This is a genomic window from Pseudomonas sp. B15(2017) (assembly GCF_002113215.1).
In the GTDB taxonomy this organism is placed as follows: domain Bacteria; phylum Pseudomonadota; class Gammaproteobacteria; order Pseudomonadales; family Pseudomonadaceae; genus Aquipseudomonas.
Genome location: NZ_NEJZ01000020.1, coordinates 77,768 through 103,251 on the forward strand (window position 1 = coordinate 77,768; position 25,484 = coordinate 103,251).

At 58.7% G+C, this 25,484-nt stretch carries 23 protein-coding genes; 16 read left to right on the plus strand and 7 right to left on the minus strand.

The genetic code is table 11. The features are described 5' to 3' along the window. The first annotated feature begins 150 nt into the window (after positions 1-150). Entirely contained in the window at positions 151-1,332 is a 1,182-nt protein-coding gene (gene rssB / locus CAF73_RS25270) for a two-component system response regulator RssB (protein WP_085700490.1), read from the plus strand. Continuing rightward, positions 1,332-1,814: an anti-sigma factor antagonist RssC gene (gene rssC / locus CAF73_RS25275; RefSeq protein WP_024013621.1), complete on the plus strand. Its 483-nt coding sequence runs from the start codon at positions 1,332-1,334 to the stop codon at positions 1,812-1,814. The genes rssB and rssC overlap by 1 nt, the downstream gene beginning before the upstream one ends. Positions 1,815-1,887: 73 nt before the next feature. Here rssC and tal read toward each other — a convergent pair whose 3' ends face one another. Both tal and CAF73_RS25285 read right to left on the minus strand, forming a co-directional pair. After that, on the minus strand, positions 1,888-2,814 hold the full coding sequence (gene tal / locus CAF73_RS25280) for a transaldolase (protein WP_085686791.1): 927 nt from the start codon (positions 2,812-2,814) through the stop codon (positions 1,888-1,890). A gap of 188 nt (positions 2,815-3,002) precedes the next feature. Beyond that, entirely contained in the window at positions 3,003-3,944 is a 942-nt protein-coding gene (locus CAF73_RS25285) for a glycosyl hydrolase family 5 (protein WP_085704578.1), read from the minus strand. A gap of 291 nt (positions 3,945-4,235) precedes the next feature. Here CAF73_RS25285 and CAF73_RS25290 point away from each other — a divergent pair, with 291 nt between their 5' ends. Genes CAF73_RS25290 through CAF73_RS25325 form a run of 8 tightly spaced genes read left to right on the plus strand, consistent with a single transcriptional unit; the run spans position 4,236 to position 13,722 of the window. After that, positions 4,236-4,676 (plus strand): low molecular weight protein-tyrosine-phosphatase, encoded by a 441-nt coding sequence (locus CAF73_RS25290; protein ID WP_011335170.1) that lies wholly within the window; start codon positions 4,236-4,238, stop codon positions 4,674-4,676. A 38-nt stretch (positions 4,677-4,714) separates the two neighbouring features. After that, positions 4,715-6,937 carry a polysaccharide biosynthesis tyrosine autokinase gene (locus CAF73_RS25295; protein WP_085700487.1) on the plus strand — a complete coding sequence of 741 codons (2,223 nt, stop codon included), beginning with the start codon at positions 4,715-4,717 and terminating at the stop codon, positions 6,935-6,937. Positions 6,938-6,978: 41 nt separating this feature from the next. Then, on the plus strand, positions 6,979-8,055 hold the full coding sequence (locus tag CAF73_RS25300; RefSeq protein WP_085704580.1) for a glycosyltransferase: 1,077 nt from the start codon (positions 6,979-6,981) through the stop codon (positions 8,053-8,055). Between the two features lie 14 nt (positions 8,056-8,069). Continuing rightward, complete coding sequence (locus CAF73_RS25305) at positions 8,070-9,182, plus strand: polysaccharide pyruvyl transferase family protein (protein ID WP_085704582.1); 1,113 nt, start codon at positions 8,070-8,072, stop codon at positions 9,180-9,182. Further along, on the plus strand, positions 9,179-10,411 hold the full coding sequence (locus CAF73_RS25310) for a polysaccharide biosynthesis C-terminal domain-containing protein (RefSeq protein WP_085704584.1): 1,233 nt from the start codon (positions 9,179-9,181) through the stop codon (positions 10,409-10,411). Before CAF73_RS25305 ends, CAF73_RS25310 begins: the two co-directional genes overlap by 4 nt. Beyond that, positions 10,402-11,505 carry a hypothetical protein gene (locus tag CAF73_RS25315; RefSeq protein WP_085704586.1) on the plus strand — a complete coding sequence of 368 codons (1,104 nt, stop codon included), beginning with the start codon at positions 10,402-10,404 and terminating at the stop codon, positions 11,503-11,505. Before CAF73_RS25310 ends, CAF73_RS25315 begins: the two co-directional genes overlap by 10 nt. A 12-nt stretch (positions 11,506-11,517) precedes the next feature. Beyond that, the gene (locus CAF73_RS25320) at positions 11,518-12,561 is read left to right on the plus strand and encodes an acyltransferase family protein (RefSeq protein WP_085704588.1); all 1,044 of its coding nucleotides are present in this window, start codon (positions 11,518-11,520) and stop codon (positions 12,559-12,561) included. A 12-nt stretch (positions 12,562-12,573) separates the two neighbouring features. Beyond that, complete coding sequence (locus CAF73_RS25325; RefSeq protein WP_085704590.1) at positions 12,574-13,722, plus strand: SGNH/GDSL hydrolase family protein; 1,149 nt, start codon at positions 12,574-12,576, stop codon at positions 13,720-13,722. Between the two features lie 3 nt (positions 13,723-13,725). On the opposite strand, the gene CAF73_RS25330 is transcribed toward CAF73_RS25325, so the two are convergent. Both CAF73_RS25330 and galU read right to left on the minus strand, forming a co-directional pair. Continuing rightward, positions 13,726-14,133, minus strand: a complete 408-nt coding sequence (locus CAF73_RS25330; RefSeq protein ID WP_085704592.1) for a mannose-1-phosphate guanylyltransferase — start codon at positions 14,131-14,133, stop codon at positions 13,726-13,728. A 47-nt stretch (positions 14,134-14,180) separates the two neighbouring features. Further along, entirely contained in the window at positions 14,181-15,014 is an 834-nt protein-coding gene (gene galU / locus CAF73_RS25335; RefSeq protein WP_085700479.1) for a UTP--glucose-1-phosphate uridylyltransferase GalU, read from the minus strand. A 379-nt stretch (positions 15,015-15,393) separates the two neighbouring features. Here galU and galE point away from each other — a divergent pair, with 379 nt between their 5' ends. The 6 genes from galE (at position 15,394) to CAF73_RS25365 (ending at position 21,592) form a co-directional block, all read left to right on the plus strand. Then, on the plus strand, positions 15,394-16,410 hold the full coding sequence (galE, locus tag CAF73_RS25340; protein WP_085700478.1) for a UDP-glucose 4-epimerase GalE: 1,017 nt from the start codon (positions 15,394-15,396) through the stop codon (positions 16,408-16,410). 227 nt (positions 16,411-16,637) lie between these two features. Beyond that, positions 16,638-16,874 (plus strand): hypothetical protein, encoded by a 237-nt coding sequence (locus tag CAF73_RS25345; protein ID WP_003226528.1) that lies wholly within the window; start codon positions 16,638-16,640, stop codon positions 16,872-16,874. 89 nt (positions 16,875-16,963) lie between these two features. Next, on the plus strand, positions 16,964-18,079 hold the full coding sequence (locus CAF73_RS25350; RefSeq protein WP_176247771.1) for a polysaccharide biosynthesis/export family protein: 1,116 nt from the start codon (positions 16,964-16,966) through the stop codon (positions 18,077-18,079). A gap of 11 nt (positions 18,080-18,090) precedes the next feature. Then, complete coding sequence (locus tag CAF73_RS25355; protein ID WP_085704594.1) at positions 18,091-18,756, plus strand: YjbF family lipoprotein; 666 nt, start codon at positions 18,091-18,093, stop codon at positions 18,754-18,756. Positions 18,757-18,785: 29 nt separating this feature from the next. Continuing rightward, on the plus strand, positions 18,786-19,517 hold the full coding sequence (locus CAF73_RS25360) for a capsule biosynthesis GfcC family protein (protein WP_085700475.1): 732 nt from the start codon (positions 18,786-18,788) through the stop codon (positions 19,515-19,517). Next, positions 19,514-21,592, plus strand: coding sequence for a YjbH domain-containing protein (locus CAF73_RS25365; protein WP_085704596.1), 2,079 nt, complete (start codon positions 19,514-19,516; stop codon positions 21,590-21,592). The genes CAF73_RS25360 and CAF73_RS25365 overlap by 4 nt, the downstream gene beginning before the upstream one ends. A 158-nt stretch (positions 21,593-21,750) precedes the next feature. On the opposite strand, the gene CAF73_RS25370 is transcribed toward CAF73_RS25365, so the two are convergent. From CAF73_RS25370 to CAF73_RS25380, 3 genes are all read right to left on the minus strand, one after another. Further along, a complete protein-coding gene (locus CAF73_RS25370) occupies positions 21,751-23,145 on the minus strand; it encodes an undecaprenyl-phosphate glucose phosphotransferase (protein ID WP_085700473.1) in 1,395 nt (464 codons plus the stop codon). A gap of 382 nt (positions 23,146-23,527) precedes the next feature. Then, entirely contained in the window at positions 23,528-24,187 is a 660-nt protein-coding gene (locus CAF73_RS25375; RefSeq protein ID WP_085704598.1) for a helix-turn-helix domain-containing protein, read from the minus strand. Between the two features lie 294 nt (positions 24,188-24,481). Further along, a complete protein-coding gene (locus CAF73_RS25380; RefSeq protein ID WP_085700471.1) occupies positions 24,482-25,222 on the minus strand; it encodes a winged helix-turn-helix domain-containing protein in 741 nt (246 codons plus the stop codon). Positions 25,223-25,484: the final 262 nt, after the last annotated feature.

Genomic DNA, 25,484 nt, shown 5'->3' on the forward strand with positions numbered 1-25,484 from the left:
GCGCCTTAGAAGGGCACCTCTGGTGCAATCGTGTGCGGGGCAAACGCTCCGAAGCGGTGCAGCAGAGAGGCTAGAAAGCGAATCCAGTAGTCTGCGCCGGGCCGTTGCCCCGCCTGCTACGCCAACCTAATTCTGGCGCCGTTTGCCCACATGCCAAAAACCAGTGCCACGCTGCTGATAATCGATGATGACGAAGTAGTGCGCGCGAGCCTCGCGGCCTATTTGGAAGACAGTGGTTTCAGCGTCTTGCAGGCCAGTAACGGCCAGCAGGGTCTTCAGGTATTCGAGCAAGACACGCCCGACTTGGTCATCTGCGATCTGCGCATGCCGCAGATGGGCGGTCTCGAACTCATCCGTCAGGTCACTGAGCGGTCGCCGCAGACACCGGTGATCGTGGTTTCGGGTGCCGGGGTGATGAACGACGCAGTCGAGGCCCTGCGCCTGGGCGCGGCGGATTACCTGATCAAGCCTCTCGAAGATCTGGCGGTGCTCGAGCACTCCGTGCGCCGGGCGCTGGATCGTTCGCGTCTGCTGCTGGAAAACCAGCGCTACCGCGAGAAACTGGAAAAGGCCAACCGCGAACTCGAAGCCAGCCTGAACCTGCTCCAGGAAGACCAGAATGCCGGTCGCCAGGTGCAGATGAACATGCTGCCGGAAAGTCCGTGGGCCATCGACGAATTCAGGTTTGCGCACCAGATCATCCCGTCGCTGTACCTGTCGGGTGATTTTGTCGATTACTTCCGGGTCGACGAGCGCCGGGTAGCGTTCTACCTGGCGGATGTCTCGGGTCATGGCGCTTCTTCGGCGTTCGTTACCGTGCTGCTGAAGTTCATGACCACGCGCTTGCTCTTCGAATCCAAGCGCAACGGCACGCTGCCGGAATTCAAGCCTTCGGAAGTCCTCGGTCATATCAACCGGGGGCTGATCAGTTGTAAGCTGGGTAAACACGTCACAATGGTCGGTGGAGTCATCGACGAGGAGACCGGTTTGTTGACCTATAGCATCGGCGGCCATCTGCCGTTGCCTGTGTTGTACACGCCTGACAGTGTTCGCTACCTCGAGGGGCGCGGTCTGCCCGTGGGGCTTTTCAACGAAGCCACCTACGAAGACCACGTGCTCGAGCTGCCACCGACGTTCAGCCTGACGCTGATGTCTGATGGCATTCTGGATCTTTTACCAGAGCCCACACTCAAAGAGAAAGAAGCCGCTTTACCGCAAAAGGTGAAGTTGGCGGGCGGCAGCCTGGATGGTCTGCGGCAGGTTTTTGGATTGGCCACGCTAGGGGAGATGCCGGATGATATCGCCCTGTTGGTGTTGAGCAGGAATCTTTAATGAGTACCGGTAGAATCCAGTTCGCCGAGCAGGATGGCACCTTCGTCCTGAAGTTCGTCGGTGAAGTTCGCCTGACCCTGTGTTCGGCGTTGGATGCGACTATTGAAAAAATCTTCACCGCGCTGAATTTCAACGCGATCGTGATCGATTTGACCGAAACCCGAAGCATCGACAGCACCACGCTGGGCCTGCTGGCCAAACTGTCGATCCTGTCGCGGCAGAAGGTCGGCCTGCTGCCGACCGTGGTCACCACCCACGAGGACATCACGCGTCTGTTGCAGTCGATGGGTTTCGAGCAGGTGTTCAATATCGTCAACCATCCCGTGCCATGCCCGGAATGCCTCGATGACTTGCCGGACCAGGATCAGTCTGAGGAGGTAGTGCGGGTCAAGGTGCTCGAAGCGCACAAGATCCTCATGGGGCTGAACGACTCCAACCGCGAAGCCTTCCATGACCTGGTGAATGCCCTCGAACGGCACTGATCGGCCAGACCGCGAGATACAAAAAAGGGCGAACCTGTGAGGGTTCGCCCTTTTTGCGTTTGCGCTTGGCCGATTACAGCTTGGCTTGCAGCAGCGCCTCGAGTTTTTCCTGGTCGCGGGCAAACTGACGGATGCCCTCGGCCAGTTTCTCGGTGGCCATTGCGTCTTCGTTGGACAACCAGCGGAATTGCGCTTCGTTGAGGCTCAGGCGCGCTTCGCCGGCATGGCCCGGAGCGAGTTTGCGTTCCAGCTTGCCGGTGTCGGCCGCCAGTTTCTCGATCAGGTCCGGGCTGATGGTCAGGCGGTCGCAGCCGGCCAGTTGCTCGATCTGACTGAGGTTACGGAAGCTCGCGCCCATGACCACGGTCTTGTAGTCATTGGCCTTGTAGTAGTTGTAGATGCGCGTCACGGACTGCACGCCCGGATCGTCGGCACCGGTGTAGTCGTTGCCGTTGGCCTTCTTGTACCAGTCGTAGATGCGGCCCACGAACGGCGAGATCAGGAACACGCCGGCATCGGCGCAGGCAGCGGCCTGGGCGAAGGAGAACAGCAGGGTCAGGTTGGTCTGGATGCCTTCCTTCTCGAGGATCTCGGCGGCGCGAATGCCTTCCCAGGTCGAGGCAATCTTGATCAGTACGCGGTCACGGCCAACGCCGGCCTTGTCGTACAGCTCGATCAGGCGATGGGCACGCTTGAGGATCGCGTCCTTGTCGAACGACAGGCGCGCATCCACTTCGGTGGAAATGCGGCCCGGAATGACCTTGAGGATTTCCTGGCCGACCGCGACGCCGAAACGGTCGCTGGCCAGGCCGACATCGCCCTTGCAGTCGCGCACGCTGGCGTTCAGCAGTTCGGCGTAGGCCGGAATCGCCGCTGCCTTGAGCAGCAGGGATGGGTTGGTGGTGGCGTCGACCGGTTTGACTCGGGCAATCGCTTCGAAGTCGCCGGTGTCGGCCACGACGGTGGTGAACTGTTTGAGTTGTTCCAGCTTGGAAGTCATGAGCGTGCTCTGTCCTATGGGTCTGGTGACATTACCCGAGCGTCGACAGCCACTCAAGGGCATGTCGGCGTATCGAGCGCCCCGGCGGCAACAACCTGAAAACGGCTGTTTGAAAGGCGGGGCGCGTTATCGATCAATACGATGCCAAAACAGACGACAGGTTCAAAGCAACTGACCTGTTGCAGCGCCTACTCGAGCTCCAATTGTGTCCTGACTGCCGTTTGAGCAGGTTTCGGTTGGCCGTCTGAGGTCAACAGACCGAAATTTTTCTCGCGATCATCTTTTCCCGAGTCGCTGTTCTTCCATTCGTAGATGGAAGTCAGCGGGATCTTGAGCCTTTTCACATCGGCGATGAACGCAGAGATTTTAGTCGCCTGGCCGTCCGGCCCACCGTTGGAGGCAAGCGCCGAAATCCCCCATTCACTGATCACACCCGGTAAGTGGAAGTTCTGCTGAATGAAATTCTGGGCATTGCTGATCTGCGTGGCTGTCATGCCGTAAGGGTGATAGGAAATGGCATCAAGGCAATTGGGGTAAGCCTCGATGAGGCTGTTGAGCGCCGCGGTGGATGCCGATCCCGCGGTGGGCGGCCGGGCGAAGCCAAAGCCGACCAGAGGCGTGGATTGGAGTTGCCCCTGCAGGGTTTTGCACATGGCGCTCATGAACGGCACGAACGTGGTGTTGAAGTTGCCGGTCGGCCAGTAGGTGCCCAGATCCGGCTCGTTCCAGATTTCGATGGCGACCAGTTGCGAACTCCAGGCTTTTTCCAGCCCGCTGACGGCGTTGGCAAAGGCTTCGCCGGCAGTCGTGAGGTCTCCAGTCAACGGTTTAGTGGCGCGGACGGTCATCAAAACCGGCAGGCCTGCGGATTTCGCCGCCGCGAACGCATCGCTGATCTGTTTCTGATAGGCCTTGGCGCCGAGGCTGTCGCTCCAGACGCCGAAACGGACAAAAGTGAATCCTGCGGCTTTGATCTGCTCGGCATCGGCCGCCGTGAAATTCTGAATCTTGACCTGAACGCCGATGGTTTTCGCTGGCAGCGCCGGGAACAACTCGCTGGCTTGAACCTGGGCGGCTGCTCCAAGCATCAACAAGGCTGCCCCTAGATGTTTGAGATGTGCTGATTTCATGTCTGCTCTCCTGATGAGAATGACATCTAGCTGAGGGTTATCTCGTTACATAAGTTTCGAGAGCAACAGGGGCACTAAGTGCACGAATGTTATTTTTTGTCGGAAAACTTTCGCCTGAAAATCACAGTTATTTTTAGTCCGGTAATTCTGGTTGGGGGACTTTTAAAGGCCGTGGTACTTAATGCACCGGTATTAACGGGTTAATCTATTTCCGAGTGAAGGAAGGTCTTGCGGGTTCATTCGAATGTGCAAGGCATGTTGGCCGATTGACATTACACGGGAAAGTAAACCTTGTTCAAAAAGATTCTTGTCGTTTGCGTAGGCAATATCTGCCGAAGTCCGACAGCGGAGCTTCTGTTGCGCAATGCACTGACACCCTCGGCGATCAGCGTGACCTCAGCAGGTCTGTCTGCGCGGGTCGGCGAAGGCATGGAGTCGACCGCGCGCCAGGTGCTGGAAGAACGCGGCCACAGTGCCGAAGGGTTCAAGGCGCGGCAACTGACAGCGGACATCGTCAATGAATCAGACCTGATTCTGGTGATGGAAAAACAACATGTTAATCAAGTACTGAAGATTGCCTCTCACGCCAGGGGCAAAGTGTTTCTGCTGGGCAAGTGGCAGAGCGAACGAGAAATACAGGACCCGTATCGCCAGGGGCAAGCCGCTTTTATTCATGCCCATGCATTGATTGAAGATGCTGTTAGCTCATGGGCGCAACGCCTGGCGCGTTGATGAATATTCTTCAGTTCAGTGAATGGTAAGAAAGACTTATGCAGTTACCGTCAGTAATCGGCACCCGCGACAACGATCAAGACAGTATTGATCTTCTCGGCATCTTCGGCAGCCTGATCGACCAGAAGTGGTTGATCGGTGCGTTCACCGGCGCATTCATGATGACCGGTGTGGCCTATGCGATTTTGGCCACGCCGGTGTATCTGGCCAACGCGCTGGTGCAGGTCGAACCGAAGAAGAACGACATGCTCGGTTTTTCCGACCTCAACAGCATGCTCGGCGGGCAATCGCCGTCGGTGACCGAAATCGGCATCATCAAATCCCGCGCGGTGATCGGCAAGACGGTCGACGACTTGCGCCTGGACATCGACGTCACCCCCAATACCTTTCCGCTGATTGGCGGCTTCCTTTCCCGACGCTATCGCGGTGAGACCGAACTCAGCGTCGCGCCGCCGCGTTTCGGCCTGAGCAGCTACGCCTGGGGCGGTGAACGCCTGGAGTTTGCAAAGCTCAATCTGCCCAAGGAATTGCTGGGCAAGAAACTCACCTTGATCGCCGGCGAGCAACATCGTTTCCAGTTGCTGGACGACAACGACAACCTGCTGGTCGATGGCGTGGCGGGCGAGGCTTTCGCGCAGGACGGCGTAGAAGGGCAGGTTGCGCAACTGTTGGCCAACCCCGGGACCCGTTTCGAAGTGGTGCGCTACCCGCGAATCGTGACCATTCAGGGCTATCAGGACGCGCTGGACATCTCCGAGCAAGGCAAGGAATCGGGGATCATCCGTCTGGCCCTGGCCAGCAGCGATGCCGCCGAAGCGGTGAAGATCCTCAACAAGATCGCCTCGCTGTACGTGGATCAGAACGTACGCCGCACTTCCGCCGAAGCGGCGCAGAGCCTGGCCTTCCTGCAAAGCCAGTTACCGCAGGTCAAACGCGATCTGGCCAAGGCCAGCGATGCGCTCAACGCCTACCAGACCCACGGCAAGACCGTGAACATCTCGCTGGAAACCCAATCGGTGCTGGGCCAGTCCGTGGCGCTCGAAACGCGGATTTCCGAGCTGAAACTGCAGCAGGCAGAGATGGATCGCAAGTTCACCAAACAGCACCCGGCCTACCGTGCGCTGATGACCCAGATCGGTGAATTGACCCAGCAACAGCGTTCCCTGGAAGGCAAGGTTCAGGACCTGCCGGCCACGCAGCAGGAACTGCTCAACCTGACTCGCGACGTCGAAGTCGCCTCGCAGATCTACACCCAGTTGCTGAACAAGTCCCAGGAGCTGGACATCATCCGCGCCGGTGCCGTGGGCAACGTGCGTCTGGTGGATACGGCGGACGTCGACCTGACCAGCCCGGTCAAACCGAAAAAAGCCCTGATCGTGTTGATCGCCACTTTCCTCGGTGCCTTCGTCGGCGTGGCGCTTGTGCTGTTGCGCAAATCCCTGAGCAAGGGCCTGGAAGGCCCGGAAGGCATCGAGCAGCTCGGCTTGCCGGTCTACGCTTCGATTCCCTACAGCGCCCTGCAACAGGAAGAAGACAGCAAAAAAGTCCGGGCCAAAGTCGCAGCGGACACGCCGGCGTATCTGCTGGCCCTGCGCAACCCGACGGACCTGTCCATCGAATCGATCCGCAGCCTGCGTACCTGCCTGCACTTCGCAGCGCTGGATTCGACCAACAACCGCATCATGATTTCCGGGCCGAGCCCGCAGGTCGGCAAGACCTTCGTCTCTTCCAACCTCGCGGCGGTCATGGCGCAGAGCGGGCAGCGCGTGGTGCTGATCGACGCCGACATGCGCAAAGGGCATCTGCACAAGACGCTGAACACACCGATCACCAACGGTTTGTCGGATCTGCTGGTCAAGCGCTGCACCCTCGATCAGGCGATCAACAAGGTCGAGGTCGACAACCTGCATTTCATCAGCCGTGGCCAGGTCCCGCCCAATCCTTCCGAACTGTTGATGCACGCCAATTTCCGCGAACTGCTGGCGCAACTCAGCGAGCGTTATGACGTGGTGATCATCGACACGCCACCGCTACTGGCCGTGACCGATGCGGCGATTGTCGGTCGCGAAGCCGGCATCAGCCTGATCGTCGCGCGGTTCGGGGTAAACCCGGCCAAGGAAATCGAAATGACGATCCGGCGTTTCGCCCAGAACGGTATCGAGTTGAAGGGCGCGGTGTTCAACGGCGTCGAGAAGCGCGCGGCCAGCTATTACGGCAACGGCAGCTATTACAACTACGAATACGCGTCCGACCAGTCCTGAATCTCGGGGATGGTCCTTACAGGCATGAAAGTGGGTGGGTTGTGAAAAAAATACTGCACGTGGCGGAAACGATCAAAGGCGGGGTGGCGACGGTCATCCGCACGATTTCGGCGGCGCCGGAAGACGGGCGCTATGAGCTGGTGTACCTGGTCCCGCTCGACCAGAAAAAAGAGCTGCACGGCATCGATGAACAGCAGATCCGCACCTTCGCCCGCAGCGGGCGGAATGTGCCGTCGCTGCTGCGTTTTGCCTGGCAACTGGCGCGGGTCCTGCTCAAGGAAAAACCCGATGTCGTGCATTTGCACAGCACTTTTTCCGGGGTGATCGGGCGTTGCGTGTGCGTGCTTCTGCGACCCTGGCGCAAGCCGAAAATCGTCTACTGCCCCCATGCGTTTTCGTTCCTGATGGAAAGCTCGCCGATCAAGCAGAAAGTCTATGCGTGGATCGAGCGAGTGCTGCAGAAGGTCACGGACAGGATCATCTGCGTCAGCCAGTTCGAGCTGGACAAGGCCGCGAAATTTGGCATCGAGCGCAAGCGCATGACGCTGATCTACAACGGCATCGATCACAAGAATGACGAACGCAAGGTCAACGATCCGGCACCGATTCATCTGCTGTTTGTCGGCCGCCTCGACTATCAGAAAGGCTTCGACGTGTTGCTCAAGGCCTACACCGAAGCACAGCGCAGCGACCTGAAACTGACGGTGGTGGGCAGTGCGGTGAACGAGGACGTCGTCGAGTGTCCGCCGCTGGATGGCGTGGAATATCTGACTTGGGTGACGCCAACCGAGGTGCACGCGCTGTATCAGAAAGCCGATGCGCTGATCGTCCCGAGTCGCTGGGAAGGCTTTGCCATGGTGCCGCTGGAAGGCATGGCGCTGGGCCTGCCGGTGATCGCCAGCGACTGCACGTCGTTGCCCGAACTGGTCACCCATGGCGTGTCCGGTTACGTGTTCCCCGCCGGGGATCACCAGGCGCTGGCCGATCGGCTGAAGCAAATCCAGAAGCCTGCATTGTCGGCCCTCGGCATCGAAGGTCGACGCATCGTCCGCGAGCGCTTCAGCGCCGCGTTGATGATCCGTCAGACCTACGACGTGTATTCCGCTCCCTCTTATTAAGTAGAACTCCGCTCATGAACGTAACGATTTTGCATGGCTACAGTGCCTCCAATTCCGGCGATGGTCTGCTGGTCGATCTGGCCATTGCGCTGGTGCAGCGCAACTTTGGCGAAGACACCGCGATCAGCGTCGTGGCTTCCGATCCGGATTCCTTCAAATACCTGCCGCACCCGCGTTTTGACGCGCCGGTCATGGCAGCCAAGGGCCTGGGCCGGGTCAAGCAGGCGGTATTCCTCAATCAGTCGTACGCCGGGTTGGCGGATCTGTTGAAGAAAACCGATCTGATCGTCGGCGTCGGTGGCGGCTACATGCGCTCGAAAAGTGCCTTCGAACACATCAAGCTGAAACTCGGCCACGCCAAGCAACTGGAAACCGCGATCCTCAGCAAAGTGCCGTCGGTGTACCTGCCGCAAAGCATCGGGCCGTTCCACGGCGACAGCGACAAGATCGTCGGCCACTACGCCAGCGCCGATGCAGTGTTCGTGCGCGATAACCGCTCCTCGGCGCTGTTCGATGCCTGTGAAAATGTCTACCGCGCTCCGGATCTCGCGGTGCAGGCGCTGGCCGGCAAGATTCTTCAGCAACCCAAGTTCACCCGCTGCGCCTCGACACCGGCGACGGTGTGCGTAGTGCTGCGCAAACCGCCGGCGTGGAGCAAGGAAAAGAAGCTCGCCTACGTGGCCAACCTGAAGGTGCTGCTGCAGCGTTTGAAGAACAAAAGCAAAGTGGTCTGCGCCGTACAGAGCGCTGTGCGGGGTAACGATGACGGCGCGTTTTATCGCGAACTGGGTATCAGCGAAGACCTGTTGCCGCTGAAGGCGACGCTGGCCAAATACCAGCCGGACCTGGTGATTTCCGTACGCCTGCACGGCGCAATCGAATCGCTGCTCTCGGGCGTGCCGGCGTATCACATCAGCTATGAACGCAAAGGCTTCGGTGCCTATCAGGACATGGGCGTCGAGGACTGGGTCATCAACGGTGGCGACATCGATGTCGACACCATCATCGACACGGTTTACGCACCCGATGCGCTGTCGAATTTCGGCAAACGCCTGACCGACACCTGCCGCGAGATCGAGGCGAAAACCGTGGCCATGGACGACATCATCAAGGGCGTCATTCGATGATATTCCGGCTGTTGCTGCGGGGCGGGGCACTGGGCGCGAAGTTCTTGCTGGTGCTCGCCATCACCCATTACCTCGGTTACGAGGCGCTGGGTTTTTACGGCGTGGTGGTCGCGGCTTCGTTGATCGCGTCGAAGTTCTACAGCGTCGGTTTCAGTTCCGAAATCAACCGGCTGATCAGCGTGGGCGGCAGTTCGCGCCGGGTCGTGAACAAGGTGTTGCTGTTGTACCTGGCCGTGGGCCTGGCGTTGTCGGTGCTGACGGTGGTGATCTATTCGCTGTTCCAGTCGCTGGAAGCGACGACCGCGCTGATCGCCTGCGTGACGCTGGTGCTGCTCACCGAACACCTGTCGTTCGAGATCAACTCGTTCGTGTTTTCCGCGCAGAAAGCCACGGCGGGTGCGCTGCTGTTTTTCATCAAGACCGGGCTCTGGGCGCTGCTGGCCGTGGGCGGGATGGCGCTCGGCTGGGTGTCCGCAATTGCCAGCGTGTTGTGGCTGTGGGTCATCGCCAACGTGCTGGTGATCGTCGCCGGTTACCTGATCGTGGTGAAGGTCCATCACGGCCGGGAGGAGGGGACGCTGGCGACGGCGGCCGTGTGGAAAGCCGGGTTGCCGTTTTACCTCGGCACTGGCCTTATCGCGCTGAGTCAGTACGCCGAGCGCTTTCTGATCATCGACCTCGAACCCTACGCCAGCCTCGGTAAATATGTGTACGCGTGGTCGGCGGCCAACACCTTGCAGGCGTTGTCTTACGCGGTGGTGGCGGTGGTCGGCATTCCGCTGCTCGCCAAGCGTTATCAGGCCGATCAGCAACCGTTCACGGTCAGGCAGTTGTTCGTGAACAAATGGGTCGCGCGCTCGCTGGCGGTGTCGGCGGTGGTCGCGGTGGGCATTTATCTGTTTTTCAACGTGGTGCTCGATTACGTCGCCACCAGCGTTCCGCGTCCGGACAACGGCATCCTCGGCGTGCTGATTTTTTCCTTCGCCCTGCGTGCCATTGGCGACATCGTCTGGGGCGGGTTGATTGCGTCGAAAAACAGTCGGGTGTCCCTCGCCAGCGCGGCCATTTGTCTGTTGGTTTCAGTGCCGGTCAGTTACCTGCTGATCAAGCACTATTCGATTTACGGCGCGGCCTGGGGCAACGTTTTCGCGATCATCGTGCAACTCGGCGTGATTGCCCTGCTGACCCGCGCCACGCGCGCGAAAAAGGCTGTCGTGTCATGGGCCTGAAACTGCCGTGCATCGAGTTTCGCGGCCGCCGTCTCGATTCGTCGCTGTCGTTCCTGATCCTGTTCACCGGGCTGTTTCTGTCGGTGGCCATGCCGCTGCTGATTCCCCGCGATCCGGGCCCGGACGCGATGACCCTGTGGTCGTCCTACGCCCGGGCCGACAACTGCAATTTCTGGAACCCGTTCTCGCCGGACCGCTCGTCCTACGAGTGTTCGGCATTCCTGCTGCGGCCCACCGGAATCAACCTGACCAACGCCTGGGCCTACGGGATGTTCTGCAACTTTTTCCTCACGGCCATTCCCGTGGTGGTGTTCCGGCGCATGCCGCTGGCCATCTTCGGCACCCTGTGCCTGTGGGGCGTCGTCCGTTCGTTTTTCCTGGAAAACCTGACCAAGGAAATCATCGTGTCGGTGGCGGTGCTGAGCATTCTGTTCAGCTCGCTGACGCGCAAATATCGCGGCGGATTTTTCCTCTCGGCGGCGATCTACGGCGTGCTGATCCGGCCGTACTGGATTCTGTTTTCGCTGTCCTGGGTCGGCGTCTGCGTGATGAAGAAGTATGTGTCGCGCACGACCTTCTTCCTGATGCTGTTCCTGTTTTACCTGGCGGTTGCGATGGCGATCCAGCTGGCGCTGGGCTTTCCGGTGTCGTCGATTCGCGCCAGCAACAACGAATTGCGCACGGCGGGCGAGGAGGGTTCCAAATCGCTGATCGTCTCGTGGCTCAGCGGCAGCGACTTCGTCTCGCAGGCCCTGGACTCGATGATCATTTTCTTCCGGTTGTCGTTCCCCGTTGAGTTGATCCTGCTGTCCGGGCCGGGTCAGGTGATCTTCGTGGCGTTGATGATCATGACCGCGCTGCTGCTGTTCAAAGTCATCACCTCGACTGATTACAAGGGCGCGCCGATCCAGACCAAACCCAAGGAACTGATCGCGATTCCGCTGGCGTTCCTGCTGGTTCAAGGCTTGTTCGAACCGGACTTCGGCTCGTTCGCCCGGCACTTTTCGATGGTGGTGCCGGTGTTGTTCGTGGGCCTGGGATTGATGCTGCGGGCGAACAAACCGGTGAAGGTTGAATCCAGAATCCTGAATTGAGGCGGGTGCTTTATGTCGAGCAAGAAAAAGTCCCTGGAGATCGAAACCCTGCGTGGCCTGGCGTGCCTGTTGCTGGTGCTCTATCACGTGATCGGGCCGTTGGGCGGTGGTTTGAAAATCGACATCGGCTCGCCGTTCCGGGTGATCGCCGATTCGATGGTGTACGTGCGCATGCCGCTGTTCACCTTCATCTCTGGCTACATCTATTCCATCTACAAGATTCGCAACAATGACTTTTCGGCGTTCTTCAGCGGCAAGGTGCGGCGCCTGATCGTGCCGCTGTTTTGCGTCGGGGTGCCGTTCTCGGTGCTGCAGGCGGTGGGGCCGGGCGTGAACAAGGACGTCAGCGTGATGGATGCGCTGTTGTCGTTTTACGTGCCGATCAACCACTTCTGGTTCCTGCAGGCGGTGTTCATCATTTTCATGTTTGTCGGCCTGCTGGAATGGCGCGGTTTGCTGCGCACGCCGACGCGTCTGTACCTGTTGTTCGCGTTTGCGGCGGCGGTGTTCCTGTTGCCGCCGTTCGCGCTGGACGCGTTTGGCATCAACGGGGCGATTTATCTGCTGCCGTTCTTCGTGGCAGGCATGATCGGCCAGGAAAAAGTCAGCGAGCTGAAGCAGACGTTCAAGGTGATCGGTCCGCTGGTGTTTGTGCTGATCTCATTGACGCTGCTGTACGTGGCGGCGGTGGACCGCGAGCTGATCATCGACCGCCGCAGCCTGATCGGTCTGACGGTGGGCTGCGTGTCGTGCATTGCGTTGCTGTCCAGTGACATGCGCTCGAAGGCGCTGACCTGGCTCGGCGGTTATTCCTACTCGATTTTCCTGTTTCATGTGTTGTTCGCCGCTACTTCGCGCTCGATCCTTGGCCGCCTCGGTGTGAAAGACGAAAGCGTGCTGGTGTTCTGCGGCGTGATGTGTGGCTTGCTCGGGCCGGTGCTGTTGTCGATGATTTTCAGCCGGTTCAACTTCACCTCCGTGCTGTTCCTCGGCGAACGTGCCGCGACGAAAAAGAAACCGGTGGCGACCATTGCCCCGGTGGCGCAGACCCGATGAAGGAAGCGATCCATGCTGGCTGTTGATGATGTTCCGCCGGTAGCGGCGTCGGTGGTGCAAGTCGGCGACGCTCGCCAGCGGTTTGGCCAGTGGCGTGAAGGCAAGGCCGGCAAGGTGTTGTCGATCTCGGTGATCGGCGACAGCTACAGCGCCGGGCAGGATTTCTACCTGAACAGACTGGTGCAACGCGTGGCCGGGGAGGTCGGGTTTGCCGGGCCGGGTTATGTCGGCTTCAACCACGGCGCAGCGCTGGGCGGCACGCATTTCAAGTACACCCGCAGCAGCGAGAAGTATTTCGGCGGCGACTGGCAGGTCTCCGGCCTTGGCCAGGCCAGCCCCGACAGCCGCACCCTGACTGGTCGGCCCGGCGCCTGGCTGCAAGTCGAGGCCAGCCCGACGCCCGCCATCAACACCGCCGTCACTCAGGCCAAACTGCTTTACCTCGGCAACGGTGAGCCCAGTGAGCTGCGTTATCGCTGGTCACCTTCCGCTGACTGGCAACCGTTGAAACTCGCAGGCGAGGGCGTTCAGGAAGTCCCGCTGACCGGCACATCGGCCGTCACCGATTGGGCTTTCAGACTGGAAGTGCTGAAGGGCGCGCCGACCTTGTTCGGCCTGTGGCTGAGCAACGATCAGAACGGAGTTCGGGTATCGAAACTGGCCGCGTCCGGCGCGGCGTCCGCTGATTTCTACCACGACGATGCTCGCTGGCAGGCGCAGTGGAAAGCCGTGGTCTCGAAGATTCCCGCAGACATTTACCTGATCATGCTCGGTGGCAACGATCAGGGTTTTGGCGTGAAGCCCGAGCAGTATCTGCACAATGTTCAGGGTCTGGTCGGCATGCTCCGCGAGATTCAACCGGCGGCGAGCATCAACCTGATCCTGCGTCAGGACACCACCCGCTCCAGCGCCTATCCGATGTCGGCGTATGCGCAGGTCATCGAGCCCTGGGCCCGTGCGCAGCACCTGGGTTATGCCAATCTGCAATGCGCGTTCGGCACCGACGTCAAACGCTACGCGGCGGCCATGATCGGGCCCGACAAGATTCATCCGCTGCCGGCCACCGGCGGGCGGGTGATTGCCGATTACTTCTATCGTTGGGTCGTGGGCGGACAGCAAAAAGTCTCGCCACAGGACAACTGTGGCGAGACTTCGAAATAGCCGTCAGTTGTCGAACAGATCCAGATGACTCAGCAGCTCTTCGGTTTTCTGCGGCATCAACTGCGTCACGCAACGGGTTTCCACGTTGACGATGATCGCTGGGTCGTTGCAGCAGATCCGCACGCGAAAACGCCAGTCGCTGAAAATCACTTTCAGGCCGTCGCGGTCATCGACCTCCAGCGCCTGTTCGCTGTAGATCCGTTTCAGGTGGGCGAGCAGGGGCCAGGGATCGCGCATCGGTCGGCGAATGTCCCCGGAGGAGGGAAACACGCCGAGGCGGTCGACCAGCAGCAGGGTGCCCAGCCACGGGCCATTGGCGCTTGGCAATGGCTGATGGCGGGATAACCAGCTCATCACCCCGAGGTTGTCCACCTCACGTTCAATCTCTGCGGAATGTTGTGCAATGTTCATGGTTGCCTCGTTGGATGTGCGTGCCGCGATGGATCAATGGGGGCCGCTCAGCGGCCCTTCAGGTAAACGTTCTCGTAGCAGAAGTTGGTCGCCTGCAGGTAACCCTCGGCGTCGCCGCAATCGAAGCGCAGGCCCTTGAACTTGTAGGCCAGCACGCAACCGTTCTGCGCCTGTTTCATCAGGGCGTCGGTGATCTGGATTTCGCCGCCCTTGCCCGGCTGGGTATCGGCGATCAGGTCGAAGATGTCCGGCGTCAGGATGTAGCGGCCGATGATCGCCAGGTTCGACGGTGCGTCTTGTGGTGCCGGTTTTTCCACCATGTGGTTGACCCGGTAAATACCGTCGGAAATCGCCTCGCCGGCGATCACGCCGTATTTGTGAGTCTGGTCGCGCGGGACTTCCTGGATGGCGACGATCGAGCAGCGGAATTTCCTGTACAGCTCGATCATCTGGGTGAGAACGCCGTCGCCTTCGAGGTTCAGGCACAGGTCGTCCGCCAGCACCACGGCGAAGGGCTCGTCACCGATCAACGGCCGACCGCTGAGAATCGCGTGACCCAGGCCTTTCATTTCCACCTGACGGGTGTAGGAGAACGTGCAGGTGTCGATCAGCTCGCGAGTGCCAGCCAGGAATTTCTCTTTCTCGGTGCCGCGAATCTGGTGTTCGAGTTCATAGCTGATGTCGAAGTGGTCTTCCAGTGCGCGCTTGCCCCGGCCGGTGACGATGGCCATGTGTTGCAGGCCGGCGTCCCGTGCTTCTTCCACGGCGTATTCGATCAACGGTTTGTTGACGATCGGCAGCATTTCCTTGGGCATGGCTTTGGTGGCCGGCAAGAAACGCGTGCCATAACCGGCAGCGGGGAACAAACATTTACGGATCATAAAAGTTTCCTGGTCATTCATGGCGCACTGCCATCGTTTATTGCAATAACGAAAAGTTGCAAGTTATTGAAGCTGTACTTTAATACCTGACTCGGGAGAGAAGTGGCAAATAGCAATGAGTGTAAAACACGACAATGTTATGAGATGTCGGTTTGACAGTTATTGGTTATTTTTAGTCGGCATCCGTTGATAGTGATGAATGCGCGGGAGTGCTAATAAGTACCAGGCAATACAGTTTGGCTTGTAAAAATATTTATAGCCAGTGATTGAACTGTTTTTGTTTCTGGTTGTTGTCGCCCTGTTTGTGTGAATCAAGGCACACATTAAACAGACAGGGCTTGACACGCGAGTTGGCACTTTTCCCACTATGGACCGCGCTATGAAGATTCTGGTAACGGGTGGCGCCGGCTATATCGGCTCGCACACCACACTTGCACTACTTGAAGCAGGTTACGAAGTTGTAGTTCTGGATAATCTTTGCAACAGCAGCGACGCGGCATTGCACGCGGTGGAAGCCATTTGCGGCAAAAGTGCGCTGATGATTCGCGGGGATGTCTGTGACCGGGCCCTGCTGGACCGGATTTTCCAGCAGCACGCCATCGATGCCGTGCTGCATTTCGCCGGGCTCAAGGCCGTGGGCGAGAGCGTGCGCAAGCCGCTCGAATACTACGAAACCAACGTCAGCGGCAGTATCACGCTGTGCCAGGCGATGGCGGCGGCGGGGGTGTTCCGGCTGGTGTTCAGCTCGTCCGCCACGGTCTACGGCGAGCCGGCGCAGATGCCGATCCGCGAGGATTTCCCGACCGGCAATCCGACCAATCCCTACGGCCAGTCCAAGCTGATCGTCGAGAACGTGCTGCGCGACCTGTGCCAGTCCGAACCGCGCTGGAGCATCGCGCTGCTGCGCTACTTCAACCCGATCGGCGCACATCACAGCGGGCAGATGGGCGAAGATCCCAACGGCATCCCCAACAATCTGGTGCCTTACATCAGCCAGGTGGCGGTCGGCAGCCTGAAGGAATTGTCGATCTTCGGCGACGATTACCCGACGGTCGACGGCACCGGCGTGCGCGATTACATCCATGTGGTGGATCTGGCGGACGGGCACTTGAAAGCCCTGCAAACCATCGCCGACCGCACCGGCATTCATACCTGGAACCTCGGCACCGGCGACGGCTACAGCGTGTTGCAGGTGCTGCGGGCGTTTGAGAAGGCGTGCGGGCAGCCAGTGCCGTTCCGGGTGATGCCACGGCGTTCCGGGGATATTGCCGAGAGCTGGGCCGACGCCTCCAAGGCGGCGAAGGAACTCGGCTGGAAAGCCACCCGCAACTTGCAGGACATGGTCACCGACACCTGGCGCTGGCAATCGAATCATCCCCGGGGTTATCAGGGATGATGGCGTTTTAGTGCAATGTTAGTTTCAGTCAGGTTGTTAGATATCGTCGGGAAATTAGACTGGCAATGCCTATTACAAGTCCGTAGATATAAACCTGCCGTTCGACTTTTATCAGTTGGGTAAGACTGTGAAAGAACAACGGATCTTGTTCGCGCTTTTTGCGACTTGAACTCTACCACCTCTAACGAACACCCGATGTTCAGGTGCGATGTTAGAAAGGAGTTGATATGAAAAAAGTGATGGCGATTGCCCTGTTGACGATGTTGAGCAACTGGGCATCCGCAGCTGAAGCGCCGCTTACAGCAGTGACCAATGTATCTGGCAGTGTCGCGGCTTCTACAGCGCCTGCTGCCAGTACTGCCATGGTCGCCAGTGCTGTAGCGGCGTCCAACAGTGGTGGAAGTGCCAACGGCGGTACAACGGGTACCACCGGTACCACGGGTACAACCGGCACGCACAACTAACTGAAGTATCTGTTGGTGCAGTACAGGGTCGCCCGACGAAAGTCGGGTGACTTTGTTTTGGATTCGCCCTTGAATAGCGTAGTGCCATTATGAACCGTCGTTTTTCTCTTTTATTGTTGGCAAGTATCGCTTTGCAAGGTTGCATGTTCTCCCCCGGCCAGTACCTGAGCACCAGTAGCATCACGCGCCAGGGCGCCAGCGAAAGCAGCCGGGTCGAGCTCATTCAGATCACCCCCAAGCTCATCGCCATGAACCGCGCCACGCACAAGCGTGAGTCGGTGCCGGCGGAGTTGTTGGCGACCCCGGCCGAATATCGCATCGGCAGCAATGATGTGCTGTACATCACGGTCTGGGATCATCCCGAGCTGACCGCCCCTTCGGGTGCGCAACAGCAGATCGATGCCAACGGCCGTCTGGTGCGCTCCGACGGCACGTTGTATTACCCGTACATCAAGGAAGTCCAGGCCGCGGGCAAAACCATCCAGCAACTGCGTTCGGACATCGAGCAACGTCTCTCGGCGTTCATTGCCGAGCCGCAAGTGGATGTCGCGGTGCTGCGTTTCGCCAGCCAGAAAGTCGTGGTCTCGGGCGCCGTGACCAAGGCCGGCCCCCAGGCGATTTCGACCAACCCGCTGAGCGTGGTCGAAGCCCTTGGTTCGGCCGGTGTCGATACCAACAATGCCGATTTGTCCGGGCTGATGCTGACGCGCAACGGGCGGGTCTATCCGCTCAATCTCGACGCCCTCAATCAGCAGGATTCCGAATTGCAGAACGTCTACCTCAAGGGAGGCGATCAGCTGTATCTGCCGTACAACGACAACAAGCGCATCTACGTGATGGGCGAGGTCAACCAGCCCCGTGCGCTGAGTTTCAAGACCGCCACCATGAACCTGTCCGACGTGCTCGGGTCGGTCGGCGGCTTGAGCCAGACCACCTCCAACGGCAACGCCGTGTATGTGATTCGCGGGGTGGAAAACCTCGACGTGGAGCCGGCGAAAATCTACCAGCTGGAAGCCGAATCGCCGACCGCCATGGCGCTCGCTTCGCACTTCGAAGTCCGGCCTCAGGACGTGGTCTATGTCGGGCCTGCCAACGTGACTCGCTGGAATCGCCTGATCAGCCAGTTGGTGCCGTCGGCATCGATTGTCGGGACGGGGGCTTCCGCTGCGAAGAACTGGAGCGAATACAGTAACAACAGCAAATAAGGCCGCCGACTGTGAAAACGTTGAAAGTGGGCGTGTGCCTGATGGCGGCCGTCTTATTGAGTGGCTGCAATCCGTTGATGAGCGCTTCGTTGAACAACCTCAAGGCGTCGGTCATCGGACCGGATGAACTCGATGTGTCGGCGCAGCAGGTGGCCGGGGTCAAGTATCCCCAGCTCAAACTGACCACGCCGTCCGGTTCCGGGGTGCTGGCGCTGGTGCGTGAGCGCGAGGATCTGCAGTTCTGGGTCGCCTCCGGCAAGCAGGTGCTGCTGATGCGCGACGGCCTGGCGATGCGCAGCATCGGCCTGGGCGTGGAGGGCGATCTGGACGGCACGCGCCTGTCCGATGACTCGCCGTTCAAACGGGGTCTGCACCAAGTCACCGACGGCTACACCAGCCGCCGCTGGATCGACCTCTACAAGGGCCAGGAAGTCGGGATCATCCTCAACAGCCGCTTCTCCCGAAAGTCCCTGGAAACCCTCGAGATTCTCGACAAGCAATACACCGTGCTGCGTGTCGACGAGCAGATTGATGCGCCGGCCATCGGCCTGCGCGCGACCAATCGTTACTGGGTCGATCCGGTGGACGGCTTCATTGTGCAGAGTGAACAGCAACTGACCTCGCAGTTGCGGGTCAGGATCGTGCAACTGACCCCTGACCGCAGGCATGTCCCGTGAAGCGGCTCAGAGCGCTTTCGGCGTGCCTGATGTTGCTCACCGGGATCAGCGAGGCAGCGGTCATCGTCAGCGGTGATGTCGCCAACCCGGGTCCGATCGAATTGCCAGCGGGCGGGCGTTTGCGCGATGTGATCGGCGAGGCCGTACCGAACGCCGAAGGCTACTGGCTGGCGGGCGTTCTGTTGCGTCAGTCGCTGCTCGAAGAACAGACGCGACTCAAGGTCGGCGTGCTGTTCGATCTGGATGTGTTGCATCGAATGGCGATGCTGTTTGACAAGCCGAGTCGTGCGGCGCTGGCCCAGCGCCTGACCGAGCAGGTCCGACAGATGCCAGTGACCGGACGGCAGATCGCCGATCTCGATCCGGTGGCGGTGGAAGTCGGCTTCGCCCGCAACATCCGTCTCGACGATGGCGATCAACTGATCTATCCGAAACGGGTCGATGAAGTCGAAGTGCTGGGCGCCGTCGCCGAGCCGTGCCGCTTGCCTTATCAGCCGTTGCAGGAGGCCCGCGAATATCTGCAGGGCTGCACGTTGCTGGAGGCCGACGCCGATGCTGATTATCTGTGGCTGATCCAGCCCAACGGTGAATCGCGGCGGGTCGGTATCGCCCACTGGAACCGCGAGAGCGGGCAGATGCCCGTGGCCGGCAGCAAGATTCTGGTGCCGGTGAAAAACGATGATCTGGATCCGCCTGTCCCTGAACTGAATCAGCAGTTGGCCGAATTGATTGCCACGCAGTTGGCTGAGGTGGTTCGTTGAATTTGCGTTTTGCAGCTGTGTTGTTACTGCCGTGTGGCCTGGTGCATGCCGAGCCACGCATTACCCAGAATGACTTCGGCGGCGCCGGTCTGTTCCAGACCCCGACCGCGCGCATGTCGCCCGCCGGTGAGTTGAGTGTCAACGCCAACCGCACCGAACCGTACAGCCGATACAGCGTTTCGTTGCAGCCGCTCGACTGGCTGGAAGGTTCGTTTCGCTACACCGCCATCACCAACCGTCCGTACGGTTCCGAAGCGCTGAGCGGCAGCCAGAGCTATAAGGACAAGGCGGTCGACGCCAAGGTCCGGCTGTGGCAGGAAGGCCACTGGGCGCCGGAAGTGGCGCTGGGCTTTCGAGACATCGGTGGTACCGGTTTGTTTGCCAGTGAATTCTTCGTCGCCAACAAACGCTATGACAATTTCGATTTCAGCGCCGGCATCGCCTGGGGTTACATCGGTAATCGCGGCGATTTCGACAACCCGCTGGGTTGGGCCAGTGATCGCTTCAAAACCAGACCAGACCTGGAAGGCACCGGTGACGTCAACGCCGGGTCGTACTTTCGCGGCAAACCTGGTTTTTTCGGCGGCGTGAGTTACCAGACACCCTGGGACCGCCTCAGCCTGAAACTCGAATACGATGGCAACGACTACAAGCACGAGCCCAAGGACAACATCATCAAGCAGGACTCGCCGATCAACCTTGGCGCGGTGTTCAAGGTGACCGATTCCGTCGATGTGAGCGCGGCCTGGGAGCGGGGTAACACGGCGATGTTCGGCATCACGTTCCACACCAATTTCGTCAGTCGCAAGGCCCCGGCCAAAACCTTCGATCCGCCGGCCGAACCGCTGCCGGCGAAGGCCCCGAGCACGACGATGGAGGAGGTCAACTGGGCCGACGTGTCGCGCCGCTTGCAGCAGAACGCCGGCTACAAGGTCGAGCGCATCACCCAGCGCGATTCCGAACTGATCGTCTACGGCGAGCAGCAGCGTTATTTCCATTCGCCCAAGGCCGTCGGCCGCGCGAGCCGGATTCTCGACAACAGCGTCAACGACGACATCGACTGGTTCACCGTGGTCAACAAGCGCTACGACCTGCCGCTGGAAGAAACCAGCGTGCCCCGGCAGACCTTCCGCGAAGTGATCAACAACGAAGAGCCGCTGGAATCGCTGCACCGCACCACCGAGATCAACCCGGCGATGCCGCGCAACGAGAAAACCCTCTACACCGAAGCGCCGCAGCACTTCAATTACGGCGTCGGCCTGGGCTTCAAACAGAACGTCGGCGGCCCCGATGGCTTGCTCTATCAGTTCACAGCGGATCTGGACGCCGAGTACCGCTTCAACCGCAACACCTGGTGGAACGGTTTGCTCAGTCAGAACCTGATCAACAACTTCGACAAGTTCAAATACGACGCACCCAGCGGCCTGCCCCGTGTGCGCACCGACTTGCGTCAGTACCTGACCACGTCGGACACCACCATGCCGCTGTTCCAGGTCAGCCACGCCGAGCAACTGGACAAGGATTTGTACGGCATGGTCTACGGCGGTTATCTGGAGTCGATGTTCGCCGGGGTCGGGGGCGAGGTGCTGTTTCGTCCGACCGGCAAGCGCTGGTCGATCGGTGCGGACCTGAACTACGTGCGTCAGCGTGAGTTCGACCAGGGTTTCGGCCTGCGTGATTACTCGGTCTGGACCGGCCATATCACCGGCTACACCGATCTGCCGTTCGACACGCTGGCGGCCGTCAGCGTCGGGCGTTATCTGGCCGGCGACTTTGGCGGCACGGTGGATATCTCCCGCGAGTTCTTCAACGGCGTGCGCTTTGGCGCCTGGGCGACCATCACCACGGCTGGCAGCGCCGAGTATGGCGAGGGTAGTTTCGACAAGGGGCTGTACCTGTCGATCCCGTTCGACGAAATGATGAGCATGTCGACGATGCGCCGCGCCAACCTGGTGTGGGCACCGCTGACCCGTGACGGTGGTGCGCGGCTCAACCGCAGCTTCCAGCTGCATTCGATGACGGACAGTCGGGAAGGGGACATGTTCTACCGCAACTTCGGGAAGATTACCGAGTAGGTTCGGGAGGGTGTGGAGTCAAAGCGGGAGCCTGTAGGCTCCCGTTTTTGTTTGTGGTGAAGGGGAATCTTGATACAGCCACGACCAACCCCCAAATCCCGCCCACAAAAAAGGGGACTCTCGTCCCCTTGCGGTGTTGCCTTCTCAAGCCCTGCGTCTCAGTAAATATCCTTCGATAGCAGGGTGAACGGCGTCTTCACCAGGATCTTCACATCCAGCCACAGCGACCAGTTGTTGATGTACTTCAGATCGATCTCGACGCGCTTTTCCATCTTGTCGAGGGTATCTGTCTCACCCCGGCAACCGCTGATCTGCGCCAGACCAGTGATGCCCGGTTTGATTCGGTGACGGGCCATGTAGGCGAGGATTTTGCCCGAGTAGTAGTTGTTGTGCGCCACGGCATGCGGACGTGGGCCGACCAGTGCCATGTGGCCTTGCAGCACGTTGAACAGTTGCGGCAGCTCGTCCAGTGACGTGCGACGGATGAAGCGACCGACCGGAGTGATGCGCGAATCGTTGCGGCTGGCCTGTTTGACTTCACGGTCATCGTGCACGCGCATCGAGCGGAATTTCCAGACCTTGATCACCTTGCCGTTCCAGCCGTGGCGATCCTGCTTGAAGAACACCGGGCCGGGCGAAGTGAGCTTCACCGCCAGCGCCACGGCCAGCAGCACCGGGCTCAACAGAATGATGGCCAACAGGGCGACGGCTTTTTCCACCAGGCTCTTGCTCAGCGCGGCGGTCGGGCGGCTGGTCAGCGGGCTTTCGTTGAGGTAGATCGCCGGCAGACCGTCCACGACTTTCACCGAATGGTTGAGCAGCGTCAGGCTGTTCAGGTCTGGCACCCAGACCACGTCAACGTTGGCATCCAGCAGGTCGACATACATCGCTTCGATTTTGGCGGCTTCCGACAGCGGCAATGTGATGTACAAGCGGCGGATGTCGTGAGCCTGGATCAGTTCGAGCAGTTCGTCCTGAGCGCCGACGACGCGTGGGGCATCCGCTTCCAGGCCAGGGGTATCGCCGTTGCTGACCAGGCCGACCAGCGGCAGGTTTTCGTGCTGGCTCAACTTCTTCGCCAGGCCCAGAGCCAGTTCGCCGGTGCCGACGATCAGGGTCTTGTGTTCGCTTTTGCGCGAACGCTGGTAGAACTTCGAGAACGCATGCAGCGGTGCGTAAAGCAGCGCCTGGCCAAGGAAACCGTACACCGCCCATTCAAGGATGACCTGGCGGGAGAACAGTGCATCGGCCTTGCAGATGAAGGCGATGAACGCCAGCCCGGCCATGGTCATGAACCAACCCATGAACAGCCGTCCCAGCCCGGTCAGATAGTTGTCTCGTTTTCGATACGCGCCGCTGAATGTATAGGCCGGAACCGACGCCAGTACCGCGAGGATCGTGCACATCCGGTAATAGAACTCGACGGTTCCGGTGTGCTGTTCAGCCAGAAAGAACAACAGTGAAACAATGAAACTCTGTGCCAGCGCCCATTGGCCCCAAAAGGTCAGTCCCTTGAGGCCGGTGTTTCGATTGATACGAAGAGAAAGATCCATACGATATCCCCAAAAGACGTCCATTCAGGTTTCGACAGTAGAAAGCCGAGTTGTTAAGCAGACTTGTTATTGTTGTTTGAGCCAGTGTCCTGAGGTAACAACGCCGGTATGCGGAACTGTCATCAGTCAATAGACTAAGTTATTGCCGGGGATGCTGTCTGACGAGTTCTAACAAGATGGCACAGTGCCAACTTATTTGAAATTTCAATATTCAAACGTTAGAAAAGGTCGAAAGGCAGGGGGTGAATAATCAATCTTGTGTTTGCTATCGTAGGTGGGGTCAGGCGGCGGGTATAACCAGGGAGGGGTGAAACCAAACAGAGTGCTTTTTTATTTTTGTAATCGCACTTGTATCTGTTTGTCTTGGCGTGAGGAATATTGTTTAGGCAACAACTTCCTGGATCAGGCAGTAACCGCGATTGCGCACGGCGCGAAACAAACGTTCACCGTTGCTGGCGTTCTTGAACTTGTCTTGAAGACGGCTCAGGCACATTTCCAGTCCCCGGTATTGTTCCGGCTCGCGGCCGATGCTGAGGATCAGATCGTCCCGACTGACAACACGCTCTTCATGGTGCAGCATCTTGCGGACCAGTGCGGTTTCAAGCCCGGTGAGACTGATTTCGACGCCTTCTTTCGTCAATGCACCCTGATCATTGTCCAGATGCCAGGCTTCGGTGCACGGCGTGTCGGATTCGATCGTGCGGGAAGTATCGGTGGGGTTTTCGGACATGGCCGTGGAACTGTGGAATGAATGCGCCGATTGTGCGGCCAGCCATTCCGATTCGAGGGTGGCCAATATGCGCTGGGTATCATGTTCGATGCTGCGTGCGACATGCTTCCTTGTGCCGCGTGGGTAAGTGAACTCCATCAGCATCGGAGTGGAAGAGGGCGAAGCAACACCTTCAATAAACATTTGTGCCTGAGACGTGCCAAACGAATTGAAACGCTCGCTGGAGAGGATGTTCTCAAGTTCACGTTGCGACGCCGAGCTATTAGTCACGACAACAAAGTATTTTCTTGGGAGGGTTGTGCTGGTTTCCATGTCTCTCTCCTAAAGTACACACCAAATTTGGCGAAAAAAATAATGGGCAGGCGAGCAATGTTTTCCTCGGAAATAATCGATAGGCAGGGTCTGGGCCCAATGATGGCCCTCGATAAGTTCCACTCGGTCTGCTTTTAGAGTAATGGTTTATTGTTATGTTTAAGTGTTGCAGCGCTCATGCAATTGACAGCTTTTTATTAGATATGTGACGCAGTTAAAACAGTGAGACATCGGATTTTTAGTGCGTTGCATCAGACGTTCCCTCGTAAGCTGCAAAAAGAGTGATTCCCTGAATCAGGCGGTCGAGATCAACCCCCGCATCAGACGATAGCCATACCCGCGAATGCTCTGTATGGCGTTCGTACCGTACACGTCCTTGATTTTCCCACGCAAGCGGCTGATGGATTTTTCCAGCGCCCGAGGATCGTAGAAATGGGTGTTGAGCCCCATGATGCTGGCGATTTCATCATGGCTGAGAATGTGATTGCCGGTCTGCGCAAAGGCTTGCAGGATCTTCATTTCGGCAAAGGAAATATCGAGTTTCTTGTTGGTGTCCGAGAGGCAAATGCGGGTAGGGTCCAGCACCAGGCTGGTATCGCGTTGCCATTCTTCACTGTTGAAGAATTCGCCCAGCAGGTCACCGCTTTCATCGGACAAGGTATTGAGTTTGATACAGAAGTCGGCGCCGGCCAGGAAATACTTGATCTTGTTGAACGCGCCGCGCCCGGTGATCACCGCACAAATGATCGGCTTCAAGTTATCGCTGCGCAGGCTTTCCACCAATGCCAGGTTGTCTTCAAGCGCCTGAGGGCTGTCGATGACAATGAATATGGCCCGATACAAGCCGTGATATTCATTTTGTTGATATGAACTAGCGTAAGAGTCGGCCTCAATGGCCAGATCAGACTGCACGTGCTTGGCGATTAGCGCGCTAAAGTGTTCAGCCACGCCACGGGTACGACCCAGAGTGAGAACACCTGGTTCGTCGCTTGTGCGGCGCGGGCTTCTAGTCGCTAAGTTACCTGTGAGCATCATGCATTGACTCGAATAAGGTGCTGACATCGGGATGTTAAAGCACCGGTTCTCGTCTGTGACTGACAATTGGTAACATTTGCGCGGATTTTAGACGTGGCTCCCGAGTTTTCTAACAATAATTAAGCGATTCAAGCTTTTAGTTGATTTTTTCGGGGCTGTTAACTAACGAAATTGGGGGCTTTAGATGGTGGCAATATGGAATGGTGCCACTATTTTGTAATTATCGCGACCTGTTTTTATGTCCCTTGGCCACCACTCAACT

Excerpts from the sequence above, each read along its gene's own strand:
- CAF73_RS25350 (WP_176247771.1), top strand. The coding sequence starts at position 16,964 with ATGAACCGTCGTTTTTCTCTTTTATTGTTGGCAAGTATCGCTTTGCAA.
- rssC (WP_024013621.1), top strand. The coding sequence starts at position 1,332 with ATGAGTACCGGTAGAATCCAGTTCGCCGAGCAGGATGGCACCTTCGTC.
- galE (WP_085700478.1), top strand. The coding sequence starts at position 15,394 with ATGAAGATTCTGGTAACGGGTGGCGCCGGCTATATCGGCTCGCACACC.
- tal (WP_085686791.1), bottom strand. The coding sequence starts at position 2,814 with ATGACTTCCAAGCTGGAACAACTCAAACAGTTCACCACCGTCGTGGCC.
- CAF73_RS25370 (WP_085700473.1), bottom strand. The coding sequence starts at position 23,145 with ATGGATCTTTCTCTTCGTATCAATCGAAACACCGGCCTCAAGGGACTG.
- rssB (WP_085700490.1), top strand. The coding sequence starts at position 151 with ATGCCAAAAACCAGTGCCACGCTGCTGATAATCGATGATGACGAAGTA.
- CAF73_RS25380 (WP_085700471.1), bottom strand. The coding sequence starts at position 25,222 with ATGATGCTCACAGGTAACTTAGCGACTAGAAGCCCGCGCCGCACAAGC.
- CAF73_RS25360 (WP_085700475.1), top strand. The coding sequence starts at position 18,786 with ATGTTGCTCACCGGGATCAGCGAGGCAGCGGTCATCGTCAGCGGTGAT.
- CAF73_RS25375 (WP_085704598.1), bottom strand. The coding sequence starts at position 24,187 with ATGGAAACCAGCACAACCCTCCCAAGAAAATACTTTGTTGTCGTGACT.
- CAF73_RS25330 (WP_085704592.1), bottom strand. The coding sequence starts at position 14,133 with ATGAACATTGCACAACATTCCGCAGAGATTGAACGTGAGGTGGACAAC.
- CAF73_RS25285 (WP_085704578.1), bottom strand. The coding sequence starts at position 3,944 with ATGAAATCAGCACATCTCAAACATCTAGGGGCAGCCTTGTTGATGCTT.
- CAF73_RS25310 (WP_085704584.1), top strand. The coding sequence starts at position 9,179 with ATGATATTCCGGCTGTTGCTGCGGGGCGGGGCACTGGGCGCGAAGTTC.
- CAF73_RS25345 (WP_003226528.1), top strand. The coding sequence starts at position 16,638 with ATGAAAAAAGTGATGGCGATTGCCCTGTTGACGATGTTGAGCAACTGG.
- CAF73_RS25325 (WP_085704590.1), top strand. The coding sequence starts at position 12,574 with ATGCTGGCTGTTGATGATGTTCCGCCGGTAGCGGCGTCGGTGGTGCAA.
- CAF73_RS25315 (WP_085704586.1), top strand. The coding sequence starts at position 10,402 with ATGGGCCTGAAACTGCCGTGCATCGAGTTTCGCGGCCGCCGTCTCGAT.
- CAF73_RS25295 (WP_085700487.1), top strand. The coding sequence starts at position 4,715 with ATGCAGTTACCGTCAGTAATCGGCACCCGCGACAACGATCAAGACAGT.
- CAF73_RS25320 (WP_085704588.1), top strand. The coding sequence starts at position 11,518 with ATGTCGAGCAAGAAAAAGTCCCTGGAGATCGAAACCCTGCGTGGCCTG.
- CAF73_RS25305 (WP_085704582.1), top strand. The coding sequence starts at position 8,070 with ATGAACGTAACGATTTTGCATGGCTACAGTGCCTCCAATTCCGGCGAT.
- galU (WP_085700479.1), bottom strand. The coding sequence starts at position 15,014 with ATGATCCGTAAATGTTTGTTCCCCGCTGCCGGTTATGGCACGCGTTTC.